Source organism: Pseudomonas sp. FW215-R2, from assembly GCF_058789255.1.
In genome coordinates, this window is the sequence record NZ_JBYTBO010000009.1 from 49,914 (window position 1) to 63,945 (window position 14,032).

At 56.6% G+C, this 14,032-nt stretch carries 9 protein-coding genes; 6 read left to right on the top strand and 3 right to left on the bottom strand.

The genetic code is table 11. The features are described from left to right. Positions 1–7: 7 nt before the first annotated feature. The 4 genes from AC3WRD_RS14295 to AC3WRD_RS14310 all read left to right on the top strand — a co-directional run bounded on the left by AC3WRD_RS14295 (position 8) and on the right by AC3WRD_RS14310 (position 3,799). Positions 8–307, top strand: coding sequence for a BolA family protein (locus AC3WRD_RS14295; RefSeq protein WP_065257175.1), 300 nt, complete (start codon positions 8–10; stop codon positions 305–307). 102 nt (positions 308–409) lie between these two features. Then, positions 410–1,351 carry an oxygen-dependent tRNA uridine(34) hydroxylase TrhO gene (gene trhO, locus AC3WRD_RS14300; RefSeq protein ID WP_096821010.1) on the top strand — a complete coding sequence of 314 codons (942 nt, stop codon included), beginning with the start codon at positions 410–412 and terminating at the stop codon, positions 1,349–1,351. Positions 1,352–1,386: 35 nt separating this feature from the next. After that, the gene (locus AC3WRD_RS14305) at positions 1,387–1,989 is read left to right on the top strand and encodes a DsbA family protein (RefSeq protein ID WP_172829544.1); all 603 of its coding nucleotides are present in this window, start codon (positions 1,387–1,389) and stop codon (positions 1,987–1,989) included. Continuing rightward, positions 1,982–3,799: an ABC transporter ATP-binding protein gene (locus tag AC3WRD_RS14310; protein WP_102620492.1), complete on the top strand. Its 1,818-nt coding sequence runs from the start codon at positions 1,982–1,984 to the stop codon at positions 3,797–3,799. Before AC3WRD_RS14305 ends, AC3WRD_RS14310 begins: the two co-directional genes overlap by 8 nt. Positions 3,800–3,811: 12 nt before the next feature. Here the strand turns inward: AC3WRD_RS14310 and AC3WRD_RS14315 are convergent, their stop codons facing one another. After that, the gene (locus AC3WRD_RS14315; protein WP_102620491.1) at positions 3,812–8,380 is read right to left on the bottom strand and encodes a hypothetical protein; all 4,569 of its coding nucleotides are present in this window, start codon (positions 8,378–8,380) and stop codon (positions 3,812–3,814) included. A gap of 191 nt (positions 8,381–8,571) precedes the next feature. Here AC3WRD_RS14315 and AC3WRD_RS14320 point away from each other — a divergent pair, with 191 nt between their 5' ends. Together AC3WRD_RS14320 and AC3WRD_RS14325 are read left to right on the top strand one after the other, a co-directional pair. Further along, positions 8,572–11,034 (top strand): EAL domain-containing protein, encoded by a 2,463-nt coding sequence (locus AC3WRD_RS14320; protein ID WP_102620490.1) that lies wholly within the window; start codon positions 8,572–8,574, stop codon positions 11,032–11,034. Positions 11,035–11,113: 79 nt separating this feature from the next. Then, on the top strand, positions 11,114–11,875 hold the full coding sequence (locus AC3WRD_RS14325) for an iron-containing redox enzyme family protein (protein ID WP_219737125.1): 762 nt from the start codon (positions 11,114–11,116) through the stop codon (positions 11,873–11,875). Between the two features lie 65 nt (positions 11,876–11,940). Here AC3WRD_RS14325 and AC3WRD_RS14330 read toward each other — a convergent pair whose 3' ends face one another. Continuing rightward, a complete protein-coding gene (locus AC3WRD_RS14330; RefSeq protein WP_096821014.1) occupies positions 11,941–12,867 on the bottom strand; it encodes a GGDEF domain-containing protein in 927 nt (308 codons plus the stop codon). Between the two features lie 362 nt (positions 12,868–13,229). After that, entirely contained in the window at positions 13,230–13,970 is a 741-nt protein-coding gene (locus AC3WRD_RS14335; protein WP_007950904.1) for a YciK family oxidoreductase, read from the bottom strand. Between the last annotated feature and the right edge of the window lie 62 nt (positions 13,971–14,032).

The window sequence follows — 14,032 nt, forward strand, 5'->3', positions numbered from 1 at the left end:
GTTCGTGATGACCATGCAACAACGCATCGAATCGACGCTGGCGCTGCTTCAGCCTGAGCATCTGCAGGTGCTGGACGAAAGCCACATGCACAGTCGCGGGTTGCAGACCCACTTCAAGGCAGTGGTGGTCAGCGCGCAGTTCGAAGGTCTGAACCGGGTCAAGCGCCACCAGAAAGTCTACGGCACGCTCGGCGAGCTGATGGGCGAGTTCCATGCGTTGGCGCTGCACACCTACACCCCGCAGGAATGGGCAGAGGTGGGCGCCGCTCCGGCGTCGCCGACCTGTGCCGGCGGCAGCAAGCATTAAACGTCGGTTTTTTGCTAGAATCCGCAACGCGCCGCTCACCCGGCGCGTTTTTTTTCGCATCCGGTTCACCCTTTACGAGGGTAGCCACCTGGAGAAATACCCATGACACAACCGATTGTCGTGGCGGCACTGTACAAGTTCGTCACCCTCGAAGATTACGTCAACCTGCGCGAGCCTTTGCTGCAAGCGATGGTCGACAACGGCATCAAAGGCACCCTGCTGATCGCCGAAGAAGGCATCAACGGCACGGTTTCCGGCAGCCGTGAAGGCATCGACGGCCTGCTGGCCTGGCTGCGCAACGATCCGCGCATGATCGATATCGATCACAAGGAATCGTACTGCGACGAGCAGCCGTTCTATCGCACCAAGGTCAAGCTCAAGAAAGAGATCGTGACCCTGGGTGTCGAAGGCGTCGACCCGAACAAGAAAGTCGGCACATACGTCGAACCGCAGGACTGGAACGCGCTGATCAGCGACCCGGAAGTGCTGCTGATCGACACCCGCAACGATTACGAAGTCTCGATTGGCACCTTCGAAGGCGCCATCGATCCGAAAACCACCAGTTTTCGCGAATTCCCCGACTACATCAAAGAACACTTCGACCCGGCCGTGCACAAGAAGGTCGCGATGTTCTGCACCGGCGGCATCCGCTGCGAGAAGGCGTCGAGCTACATGCTGGGCGAAGGCTTTGAAGAGGTTTACCACCTCAAGGGCGGCATCCTGAAGTACCTCGAAGAGGTGCCGCAGGAAGAGACCAAATGGCAGGGCGACTGCTTTGTGTTCGACAACCGCGTGACCGTGCGCCATGACCTGAGCGAAGGCGACTACGATCAGTGCCATGCCTGCCGTACCCCGGTCAGCGTTGAAGATCGCGCTTCTGAGCATTACGTGGCTGGCATCAGCTGCCCGCACTGCTGGGACACCCTGAGCGAGAAGACTCGCCGCAGCGCCATCGACCGTCAGAAACAGATCGAACTGGCAAAAGCGCGCAACATGCCGCACCCGATCGGCTACAACTATAAGCAAGCATCCACCGAGGCTTAATCATGTCTGCACGCCTGCTCTATGTGATGGATCCGATGTGTTCGTGGTGCTGGGGATTTGCCCCGGTGGCCAAGGCATTGGTGGAGCAGGCGCAGGCAGCCGGGGTGGAGCTGCACCTGGTGGTCGGCGGGTTGCGCACCGGCAGCGGTGCGGCGCTGGAGCCGACCACCCGGCGCTACATTCTCGAGCACTGGCAGGCGGTCACCGAGGCCACCGGCCAGCCGTTCAAGTTCGAAGGCGCGCTGCCGGACGGTTTTGTCTACGACACCGAGCCTGCCTGCCGGGCCATTGTCACCGCGCGCAGCCTGGCGCCGGATTGCGCGTGGAAACTGGTCGGGTTGATCCAGCACGCGTTTTACGCTGAAGGTCGCGATGTCACCCAGGCCAGCGTTCTGGTGGAGCTGGCAGAGAAGGCCGGCGTCCCCCGCATCGAATTTGCTGCCCTGTTTGATCATGCCGATCAACACAAGGCGACCCAAGCCGATTTCAGTTGGGTTCAGGACCTGGGAATCGCCGGATTTCCGACCCTGCTCGCCGAGCGCAATGGCCAGCTGGCGTTGCTGACCAACGGTTACCAGCCGCTCAGTGAACTGTCGCCGCTGCTCGGCCGATGGCTGGAGCGCGCCGCCTGTGTCTGACCCGGCCGATGACACGCCAGCCGTCAAGCGTGTCGACCGGCTGAGCTGGGCTGAAGTCCGGCGACTGGCACTTCATCACAAAAAATCCCTGTGGATCGCCAACGGCGTGGCCGTACTGGCGACGCTGTGCAGCGTGCCGATTCCGTTGCTGCTGCCGTTGCTGGTGGACGAAGTCCTGCTTGGCCATGGCGATGCCGCACTGAAAGTCATGAACCATGCGCTGCCCACGATGTGGCAGCAGGCGGCAGGCTACATCGGCCTGATGCTGGTGGTGACGTTGACCCTGCGCTGCAGTGCCCTGTGTTTTGGCGTGTTGCAGGCGCGGTTGTTTGCGCGACTGGCCAAGGACATCGTTTATCGAATTCGCGTGCGGCTGATCGAGCGTCTGAAACGGATCTCGCTGGGTGAATACGAAAGTCTGGGCAGCGGCACGGTCACCACGCACCTGGTCACCGATCTCGATACCCTCGACAAATTTGTCGGCGAAACCCTCAGCCGTTTCCTGGTGGCGATGCTGACGCTGGTCGGCACCGCAAGCATCCTGATGTGGATGCACTGGAAACTGGCGTTGCTGATCCTGCTGTTCAACCCGCTGGTGATTTACGCCACGGTGCAGTTGGGCAAACGGGTCAAGCACCTGAAGAAACTGGAGAACGACAGCACCTCGCGCTTCACCCAGGCGCTGAGCGAAACCCTCGATGCGATCCAGGAAGTGCGCGCGGGCAACCGACAGGGCTTTTTCCTCGGACGCCTCGGCCTGCGAGCCCAGGAAGTGCGCAATTACGCGGTCAATTCGCAGTGGAAGACCGACGCCTCCAACCGTGCCAGCGGTCTGTTGTTCCAGTTCGGCATCGACATCTTCCGCGCGGCGGCGATGCTCACTGTGCTGTTCTCCGACCTCTCGATCGGCCAGATGCTCGCGGTGTTCAGCTACCTGTGGTTCATGATCGGCCCGGTCGAACAACTGCTGAACCTGCAATACGCCTATTACGCCGCCGGCGGTGCGTTGACCCGGATCAACGAGCTGCTGGCCCGTGCCGACGAGCCGCAATACCCCGGTGGCGTCGATCCGTTCAAGGGCCGCGATACCGTCGGCATCGAGGTGCAAAGCCTGAGCTTTGGTTATGGCGATGAGCTGGTGCTGGATCAGATGAACCTGTCCATCGCACCGGGCGAGAAAGTGGCGATTGTCGGCGCCAGCGGCGGCGGCAAAAGCACCCTCGTGCAATTGCTGCTGGGTCTGTACACACCGCTGGCCGGCACCATTCGTTTCGGCGGATCGACCCAGCAGGAAATCGGCCTGGAAACGGTTCGGGAAAATGTCGCGGTGGTGCTGCAGCATCCGGCGCTGTTCAACGACACCGTGCGAGCCAACCTGACCATGGGCCGTACCCGCAGTGACGAAGCGTGCTGGCAGGCACTGGAAATCGCCCAGCTTGAAGCGACTATCCGCGCCTTGCCGGATGGACTCGACAGCATCGTCGGCCGCTCCGGCGTGCGCCTGTCCGGCGGCCAGCGACAACGGCTGGCGATTGCGCGGATGATCCTCGCCGAACCCAAAGTGGTGATCCTCGACGAGGCGACGTCAGCCCTCGACGCAGCCACCGAATACAACCTGCACCAGGCCATGGCGCGCTTTCTCCATGGACGCACCACGCTGATCATTGCTCACCGCTTGTCAGCGGTTAAGCAGGCGGACCGGGTGCTGGTGTTCGACGGCGGGCAAGTGGCCGAGGATGGCGACCATCAGCAACTGATTGCCGATGGCGGGTTGTACGCCAAGCTTTATGGGCATTTGCAGCGGTTGTAAAAGGGATGCTGTTCAGTCCCAGACAACTTTCAATGCATCTGGACCACCTGTGTGAGCGAACTGCTGCATCACCACCGAGCATGACTCACACGGTGCCATTGTGGTCGCAATCGTCACCGGACTGCGGGAGGCATCGTTCGGGTACTTTTCTCTTATGGTTCTGATCAGTTTGCTTTCACTGTCCAGTGAAGTGGGGCGCGGGGGGAATTCCATCGAGATGCGAGGGATGGCCTGGAATTGCCCGTTGGCGTTTGAAAGTGATTCCCTCACAAACTGACCGTTGTGATCGATATTAATATAGGTTGTCTTATCAATGGTCACCTCCTTTACGAATGTATTGTTTTTTCTGAAGATCGGCAGAAATCGGGTATCTCCTCCACCACCGGAAACACTGACAAAAACCTCGATAGTTTTGTCGGGATGTGTAACTTCTGCGTAGGCGATATTTCGAGGGTTATTCATGGGTTTGTTTTTTCTGACGATCTTCTGAAACTCTGTCATGTTGCTTGAAATCTGTACGATACTATCCGTCTTCAGTTTGGGAGGCGGTCTGTTGAAGAGCTGGTTGAAAATTTCCGCAGTTCTTTGACGTAACTCCGGTGGCGCGTCATTGGTTCGAGTCCAGACTTTCGTTGTCTCTGGATATTTGCAGACGATCATACGAGTCTCGCGGTCAAACATGACGGCTTCGCCCGGAGTCGTAGCCACCTTAATAGTAGTCATGTTGTCGGCAGGCCTCGACAACCCACCGATCGAGACTGCGATTGTATTCATTGTGTGCGTTGCCTTTTCAATTCTCTCGATCCCATAGAAGGCTGCCATGTTATTGGCATACAGCGATCCTTCAAATACGGTTGAGAGGTCCTTGAACAATGCAGGGTGGGTGTTCTTTAAAGATTGGGTCACGAGCTGTAGCCGATGTGTCCCTTTTAGGCTTGTTCCTTTCGCGATTTCAGCGAAGTAGTAGTCGTTCACATTGAGTTGAGTGAACAGGTATTCTTTGGTTTGATCAGTTTTTGATTCTATGATCAGCGTCCCGACTTGCCGGATATCATCCACGCCCTCATCGGCGCCTTTCACAGTGATTCGCCCGTACATGCCTTTTTTGAATTCGATGGTTGCGTCAACCCTGGCCTTTGGCGTTCTTTTTTTGGGCAATCCGAATTCGGTTCTTTTGCGCAAGGACAGACTTAACGTATCACCCGTTCCTGTATAGAGTTGGCCGTCTAGTGCCAGAATCGGTTCCTTGCGAGCGCCAGTGGCTGGCGCAGGTTTGTAGATACGGTCTCCAAACCAGGGACAATAATATTCTTCCGGATCGTTACTCTTGGGTGCTGGCGTTGGTTGTGCCGTGCCAGACACATAACTGTTGAGACAGACCTGATTCCCGTTACGACGGATGCGGCAGGGTTGGATATACAGGGACTGGCTGGCATCGAGGGTATCCACGCGTTTTAAAGAACCGCGATCCAGGCGGTACTGCACGCCATCAATAACCAGACTAGTGCGTCCGTTCGGTTCTTGAATCCGGGTGACTTGAGCATTTTCGGGAATATCGAAGACAATTTGATTGTCGATTTCACGTGTGGGAAGAAACTCCGATCTGCCCAGGGAAACCCCTCCTGCATCTTCGCTCAATCGTGGGCCGTAAGGTTTACCGGAATGGGGATCAACGGGATGGTACGAAGGAATGCTGCCTGTGTTGGTGCGGCGAAGGACGATATCTTCAATACCGTTTACAGACCCCAGTTGGTCGCCCGCCGCGAGGGGCTTCCAGCGACCAGGATCTGTTGCTTGAGGCAAACCCTGTACGAAATCGTATTGGCCTGTTCTCCCCGCTAGCCCTTTGAGTTTGAATAATCCGAATTTGCCAAGCCTCGAAACGCCTGCGCCCAATGCCCCGAGAAGCGTGGGTATTCCATCGATAGGATTCAAGTTGTTCAACGTGGAAATAAACAGCTTTTTTGTCAATGTCATGAACGAGGGGAGTGTTGCTCGTACGCCCAACTTGCCTGAAATCGATACCAGCCTCATTGAGCCGGATGCAAACTTTCCGATGGGAAAAAGGAACGAGGCAATATCAATGAAAATGCCAAGAAATCCATCCTTGATTTTTTTTGCATCACCCGATGCAAGGTCTTCGATACTGCCCCAGAACGGGACGATCATTTTTGTTATGTTCAGGATGTTGTCCCTGATTTTTTGTTCCTTGTCGTATTTTGTTTCATTATAGGCAGTACTTCTATAATGTTCTTCGTCAACAAAAAAAAGATTGTGTGAGATGTAATGAGTGAGTTTTTTCAATCGTTGTGATTTTAGAGTGCAAGGAAAACTTGTGTAACTTTCGTCGATTGTTTGCGCGGTGAATGTCTCACCGATCTGATCGATAATAGCCATGCAATTCTGATTGTTTTTCGGTTGGCTGCCGTCGGTATGAGCATCCCAGTCAAATGGCACCGATATCGGGTCGCGATAGATCACGCGAGCGTTACCCCAGAATCCTTCGGTAAGTACGCCACCGATCAAGCTTTCGCTAAAGTCGGGTAGTAAACGAATGATGCCGGCTGACGGCAGAAGTTCGTAATAGGACTGTTTGCCCTCATGCTTCACCGCCAGAACAAATCCTTTACGTGACCTGAGCGGCAAGGTCATGACAGGAGTTTCAATGCCTGCAGCTCGGCCAGTACCTTTGCGTAGTGTCAGTATTCTTATCTCGCCATACTCCAGGGCCAGGCGATCAGTCCATGGCAATGTGGCAAGTTGGGAAAGGATCAAAATCTGATAAGCAATGCGTTGAAGAAAAAGGTGGAGGTTGAACGATGCCTTGAACAGGTTTTTTACGTCAGGCAGTTTGATGGACTTGTTCTTGTGCTCGGGTCGAAATGCATTGCTGCTGACAATTTTTTGTTCGTTGACGCTTATCCACTTGTCAGAAACAGTGACACCGTCGGTAAAAAACCATTTTTCTTCGTTGTAGATTTTTCCCGAAGCGTACACGTCAACAAAAGTGTAGGCGTTGATTTGCGTTCTTTGTATTGGCCCGCCGTGTCGTATAGGGTTGACGCGGTATTCGTTAGCCTCTTCTACCAGTTTCGTTTGATCGGCATTAAAAGTGCCGGAGCCAAAAATTTTGGTCAGTTTGTTTTTGGCGATGGTCAGTCGGTTAGGGGGTTCTGCAGCTAGACAGGTGATGGATTCGTTAAGGAGGTTTGTTTGAGTGATTAACGCATCTGTCGCCAGGAGAACCATTTCATCTGTGTAGGCGTTCTTGGATTGTTGGTTCAAGAAGCCGTTTGTTGATGCCCAATCCAGTGTCGGGTGTATACGGGTCAAAACGATCAGGTCGAGAAGTTCGGGGGAGGCGCCTGCGGATTTTTTAATCGGGAAGTCAACAATCTGCTGAAAGGTCATTCGTGAGATCAGAGAGCGGTCGATGGCGTTAGCCAGGTTTACCCCGTGAACAAAGTTCACCCATACGATTGAGCTCCTGTAGGGCAAGTCCTCTGGAATGCCCCTGACCTGGAATTCGGCAGGCAATTGTGGTTGTAGCAGGCGTGCAAGCAAGATCGCTTCGTTGGCTGTCGATACGTTGCCCGAATCAATCAGATAGGTTTCAAATTCACTGCGCAAGGTGCGATAGCTTTTCCCCCAGTTGGAGGGCTGTTCAAGTCGAAAGCGGATGATAGTGTTATCCGGCTTGTCATCGGTGAGGCTGTACCAACACCGAATCGCTGTCAGCAGCAGCCTTTTTTTAATCCCGCTATCGACCTCTTCATGGGGTTGCGCCCCGTACCATTGCAGTTGTTCAAGTAACTTTTGAGCCAACCATTGCGCGTTGTTTCCGTTGAGCATCCGATCCAGGAAGGTGGCAGGGGTTGCGCGCAGGTGATCAGTCGGGATATTGAGCAACACCTCCTTGCCCAGGCTTTCAATGACAGACGTTTCGTTGTCCGCAAGTATGAAACTGAGGGCCTCAAGTATCGACTTGCGACCGGACTCTTCGATGAAATCGCCCATGTTCATGGTTGAATCGAGGCCCAGACTGAAACACGCCCGCATCTCGTCCAGCTCTTTGATCAAGGTATCAAGCGTGGCACCGGTTTGCGGTTTTATTGGCTGCAGGCCGTAGAACCACAGAATCTGAGGCAGACGAAGCAGACGGTCGGAGCGAAGTTGTCCTCCTATGTTTGCCAGGCACTCCTTGATAGTGGCCACGATATTTTCCAGGGATCGCTGGTCGGTCACGGGTAGCAGGACTATCAGCTTATTTGCATCAGCGGCCTCAAACTGAATCTGTCCTTGATCAAGCGTGACTGTCAGGAGGGGAGTGACGTTGTTCCCGGTTTTCGTGCGCAACAAAGCAAGGTAGTCCGGGTGGTCGAGAAGTTGCTTCAGGTGCGTCTGTGCGATCTCATGCTCCTGCGCCAGGGAGGAATGGGGTTTCGGCGAAAGAAACACGCCAGACAAAGGTGTAGATGCCGTTTTGGCGTTGCGCAGCGATGACAGCAGCGCGTCGTACTCGTCCAGTTGAGCCAGATATTGCAGGTTGGAGGGAGAAGGTCCGGAGGGAGTCGTCAACATAAATAATCAGCGCCTGAGTCTGTAGTTGGATTCTCAGTTTCAGATTCCACGACGCTCTCGGTGCGGTAGATATGTATTGGCTGTCTCGATATTTGGCCTTTTACTCGCTTGCCGGGATCGAAAACGCACCCTAGTCTAGCTGTAGCGATCACGTTGGACGCTGATCTGGCGGTGCTAAATCAAGGGACCTCATGAAGCAAAAGCGGACTCTCGGAACGCCTCGGTTGCTGGGCATCGTCTGGCCATTCATCGCCGTTGTGTTGTTTCAAGCCTTGCTGGGAGGCGTGAGTCTCTACGTCCTGTCGGCCGTTCGCGGGTATGTCGCCGGTGAAAGCCTTTGGTCCAAGGGCCAGAAAGACGCAATCTATTACCTCAACCTCTACGCGGACAGCCGCGACGAGGCGATTTATCTCAAATACCAGAACGCAATCGCCGTGCCTCAGGGCGGCCATCAGTTGCGCCTGGCACTGGACAAGCAACCGCCCGACCTGCAAGCGGCGCGCGAGGGCATCCTCAAGGGCGGCAACCACCCGGACGATGTCTCCAGCCTGATCTGGCTGTACCTGAACTTCCGTCATTTCAGTTATCTGGAAACCGCCATCGACCGCTGGACGCTCGGCGACGCTTATCTGGTGGAGCTCGATGACGTGGCGCAGGAGATGCACCGACGCATCACCGCCAATGCCGCCACTGATGCCGATATCCGGCGCTGGAAAGACCGGATCTTTGCGATCAACGATGGCGTGACGCCTGCCGCCAAGGCTTTCAGTGATGCGTTGGGTGAGGGTTCGCGGGTAATCCTGCGTCTGCTGTTATTCACCAACCTCGCCACGGCGCTGGGCCTGATCGTGCTGGCGCTGCTGCGCACCCGCAAACTGCTGAAGCAGCGGCATGCCTTCGCCGAAGCACTGCAACTGGAAAAGGATCGCGCGCATGTCACGCTGCATTCGATTGGCGATGGGGTAATCACCACCGATGTGAGCGGTGCGATCGACTACATGAACCCGGCCGCCGAGGCGTTGACACACTGGAAGGCCGAGCAGGCTGCCGGTCTGCCGCTGGCGGCGTTGTTCAATTTGCTGGATGACAATGCCCAGACCGAAGGGCTGACCCTGATCGAGCACATTCTCAGTGGTCAGCTCACCGGCGGCAGCGAACACTCGAAGCTGATCCAGCGACTGGACGGCAGCACCGTTTCGGTGACTCTGGTCGGCGCGCCGATCCGCAATGCGGGCAAGGTCAGCGGGACGGTGCTGGTGTTGCACGACATGACGCAGGAGCGGCAATACATCGCCAATCTTTCATGGCAGGCCACTCACGATGCGTTGACCGGCCTGGCCAACCGCCGCGAGTTCGAGTATCGCCTCGAGCAGGCCTTGCACAATCTGACCCGGCAGCCCGGGCGACATGCGCTGATGTTCCTCGATCTCGATCAGTTCAAACTGGTCAATGACACCTGCGGGCATGCGGCGGGCGATGAGTTGCTGCGACATATCTGTGCGTTGCTGCAATCAGGCCTGCGCGAGGGCGACACACTGGCGCGACTGGGCGGCGACGAGTTCGGCATCTTGCTGGAGAACTGCGCACCGGAGGCGGCCGAGAAGATCGCCGAGAGCCTTCGCCAGACCGTACAGAACCTGCATTTCGTCTGGAAGGGGCGGCCGTTCCTGACCACTGTCAGCATTGGTCTGGTGCATGTCGCGCAAACACCGACCACTCTTGAAGCCTCGCTGCGGGCGGCCGACATGGCCTGCTACATGGCCAAGGAAAAGGGCCGCAACCGGGTGCAGGTCTACCATGCCGACGACTCGGAGCTGTCCCTGCGTTTCGGCGAGATGGCCTGGGTACAGCGCCTGCACATGGCCCTGGAGGAAAACCGCTTCTGTCTCTATGCCCAGGAAATCGCCCCGTTGGGTTCGGTTGCCGGTGGCGCGGGCGGGCACATTGAAATTCTGTTGCGCCTGCATGACGAGGCGGGTCGGATGATTCTGCCGGACAGTTTCATACCGGCGGCCGAGCGTTACGGTTTGATGACGTCACTCGATCGCTGGGTTGTGCAGAATGTATTTAAGGTAATTGCTCAATGTATTAACGAAGAGTGCGAACGGCCTCTGGCAATGTGTGCGATTAATCTTTCAGGCATTACTATCGGAGATGACGCGTTCTTGCACTTTCTGCGCGAACAGTTTGATAACTATTCCGTTCCGCCTGAAATGATTTGTTTTGAAATTACAGAAACCAGCGCCATTGCAAATCTCGGCAGTGCTATCCGATTTATTAATGAACTCAAAGGCTTGGGTTGTTACTTCTCATTGGACGACTTTTGCGCCGGAATGTCTTCATTCGCTTATTTGAAACATTTGCCTGTAGACTTCCTGAAGATCGACGGGAGTTTCGTAAAGGATATGCTGGACGACCCGATTAACCGCGCTATGGTCGAAGTGATCAACCACATCGGGCATGTCATGGGTAAGCAGACAATTGCCGAGTTTGTCGAAACAGCCCAGATCGAGCAGGCATTGCTTGAAATCGGCGTCGATTACGCTCAGGGTTATGTCATCGAACGCCCGCAATTGTTTACCTGCGACAGTTTGCAAAGTCGGCCCGCCAGACCGCAGCCGCTGTTGTTCAAGGCGCCTGGCACGTTCCGTTGAAGTCTCTCGCCGATCCTTACAATCACAAATCAAAAGGAGCCGAACAGTGATCGACACATTCAACCGAACCGGACCACTCATGGAAGCTGCAAGTTATCCTGCCTGGGCACAACAGTTGATTCAGGATTGCAGCGAGAGCAAACGCCGGGTTGTCGAACATGAACTTTACCTGCGCATGCGTGATAACAAGCTCAGCGCCAAGACCATGCGCCAGTACCTGATCGGGGGCTGGCCCGTCGTTGAGCAGTTCGCGTTGTACATGGCGCAGAATCTCACCAAGACCAAGTTCGCCCGTCACCCGGGTGAAGACATGGCGCGGCGCTGGCTGATGCGCAACATCCGCGTCGAACTCAACCATGCCGATTACTGGGTGAACTGGAGTCGGGCCCACGGCGTGAGCCTGGAAGACCTGCAGGCCCAGCAAGTGCCGCCGGAATTGCACGCCCTGAGTCACTGGTGCTGGCACACCAGTTCGGCGGATTCGCTGATCGTGGCCATCGCCGCCACCAACTATGCCATCGAAGGCGCGACCGGGGAGTGGTCGGCGCTGGTCTGTTCGACCGGTGTGTACGCCGCCGCCTTCCCTGAAGAGGACCGAAAGCGGGCGATGAAGTGGCTGAAGATGCACGCCCAGTACGATGATGCCCACCCGTGGGAAGCGCTGGAAATCATCTGCACCCTGGCCGGGATGAACCCGAGTCGGGCCTTGCAGGCGGAACTGCGCCAGGCCGTGTGCAAGAGCTATGACTACATGTACCTGTTCCTCGAGCGCTGCATGCAGCTCGAGTTGACGGAGCGGGTGCTGGTCGGGCGCGAGCGACGGGCGCTGGTCGAGAGCTAGTTTCGGCGACATCCATAAAAAAACGGGAGCCTGTGTGCTCCCGTTTTTTATTGGCCTGATAAGGCTCAGCCGGCCATTGTCAGGCGATTGCGCCCCTCGCGCTTGGCCACGTACAGCGCGCTGTCGGCGCGGCGCAGCAGGCTGTCGGCGGATTCGCCCGGCAGCAGGGTCGAGCAACCGAGGCTCACGGTCAGCTCGATCAACTGTCCATCGGCGTAGTAGTCCTGGGCTTGCGCTGCATAGCGCAGGCGTTCGCCAACCATCGCGGCGGCTTCGCGGCTGGTGTTGGACAGCAGGATCAGGAACTCTTCCCCGCCATAGCGAAATACCATGTCGACGTTGCGCAACTGGTCCTTGATCGATGCCGCGACGGCTTTGAGCACTTCATCGCCGGCCGTGTGGCCATGGCTGTCGTTGACCTGTTTGAAATGGTCGATGTCCAGCATCAGCAGCGATAACGGTTGCAGGTGTCGACGCGACATCTCGATTTCCCGCTGCAGGGTCTGCTCCATGGCGATGCGGTTGCCGGCGCCGGTCAATGGATCGCGCAGCGCGGTTTGCGTCGCGACACGATAGAGCAGCGCATTGCGCATCGGGTACAGCAGGGACGACAGGAGCGATTCCAGATTGCCCAGTTCCTGCTCGCTGAAACGCTGGTTGCGGCGAAACACCAGTTCGCCCATGTGCTCGCCGTCGTGGCTGAGGCTGTAGCTGGCGGAATGATGACCACGGGCACCGAATTCCAGGCGCAAGTCGCTGCCGCTGTGCACATAGCTCAAGGCATCGAGCGGCACCAGACGCTGAACTTCGCGGAAGAACAGACCCAGGATACGTTGGGGCTCAAGGCTGGTTTGCAGTTGCAGGCTCATTTGCTGGCGCAATTGCGCCAGGCTGACAGGTCGCTCCAGAAGCGGAGGCAGCTGACCAAAGCCCAGGCGTTGCAATTTGGCACTATCGAAGTCAATTGCAGTGGTCTGGGAGGGTGATTTCATATGGCGTGAGCCCCTAAGCAGTAAGTCTGTCTTACAGGCTGGGTGAGAGCGGCTATGGGCTGCGCGTCATACTGATCCATCAGTCCCGTAGGACATTTGGCGTAAGTTTAGTCTGCCCGATGACGATTAGTCAGCTATCGAATCAGGCCTTGCCCGACTGCCTTCACTCGGCGTGCTTTCAGGGAATGTAGAGCGAAAGTCGTGCCATTCAGTTCAGGTTTTATTAAAACCGTTGCGAATCAAAGGCTTGAGTTTTGTGTGAGGAGAGAGGTGGTGGTTATTTGACTGAAACAGGCCTGCGCAAAGCGGCAAATGCCTGCCGCGACGGGAATCCGCCGCGGCAACAAATGCGACGTATGGCACTACTGAGCGTTGAATGCCTGGCCGTTGATACCCGTGCTGTCCGGGCCCATCAGGTACAGATAGACCGGCATGATCTCTTCCGGAGTCGGGTTGTTCAGCGGGTTTTCGCCCGGGTAAGCCTGAGCGCGCATGCTGGTGCGGGTGGCGCCCGGGTTGATGCTGTTGGAACGCACCGGGGCGACGTTTTCGACTTCGTCGGCCAGGGTTTGCATCAGCCCTTCGGTGGCGAACTTGGACACGCCATAGGCGCCCCAGTACGCGCGGCCCTTGCGCCCGACGCTGCTGGAGGTGAACACCACCGAGGCATCCTGGGACAGTTTGAGCAGCGGCAGCAGGGTGCTGGTCAGCATGAACATCGCGTTGACGTTGACCTGCATGACGCGCATGAAGTTTTCACCGGACAGCTGTTCGATCGGCGTACGCGGGCCGATGATCGAGGCGTTGTGCAGCAGACCGTCGAGGTGGCCGAACTCGGTCTCGATCATCGCCGCCAGCTCATCGTATTGATGGGGCAGGGCGGTTTCGAGGTTGAACGGGATCACCGCCGGCTGCGGATGCCCGGCCGCTTCGATCTCGTCGTAGACCTGGGTCAGGTTGGCTTCGGTCTTGCCCAGCAGCAACACGGTCGCACCGTGGGCCGCGTAGGTCTTGGCGGCCGCCGCACCGATGCCGCGACCGGCACCGGTGACCAGAATGACCCGATCCTTGAGCAATTCGGGGCGAGCGGAGTAATCAAACATATAAAACCTCTAATCCATTAACTTCTGATCAGTCCCACGACCGGCATGGGAATGCAGTGGAC

Bases quoted from the DNA above. Each gene is read 5' to 3' on its own strand.
- AC3WRD_RS14295 (WP_065257175.1), top strand. From the start codon at position 8: ATGACCATGCAACAACGCATCGAATCGACGCTGGCGCTGCTTCAGCCT.
- AC3WRD_RS14315 (WP_102620491.1), bottom strand. From the start codon at position 8,380: ATGTTGACGACTCCCTCCGGACCTTCTCCCTCCAACCTGCAATATCTG.
- AC3WRD_RS14320 (WP_102620490.1), top strand. From the start codon at position 8,572: ATGAAGCAAAAGCGGACTCTCGGAACGCCTCGGTTGCTGGGCATCGTC.
- trhO (WP_096821010.1), top strand. From the start codon at position 410: ATGACACAACCGATTGTCGTGGCGGCACTGTACAAGTTCGTCACCCTC.
- AC3WRD_RS14305 (WP_172829544.1), top strand. From the start codon at position 1,387: ATGTGTTCGTGGTGCTGGGGATTTGCCCCGGTGGCCAAGGCATTGGTG.
- AC3WRD_RS14330 (WP_096821014.1), bottom strand. From the start codon at position 12,867: ATGAAATCACCCTCCCAGACCACTGCAATTGACTTCGATAGTGCCAAA.
- AC3WRD_RS14335 (WP_007950904.1), bottom strand. From the start codon at position 13,970: ATGTTTGATTACTCCGCTCGCCCCGAATTGCTCAAGGATCGGGTCATT.
- AC3WRD_RS14325 (WP_219737125.1), top strand. From the start codon at position 11,114: ATGGAAGCTGCAAGTTATCCTGCCTGGGCACAACAGTTGATTCAGGAT.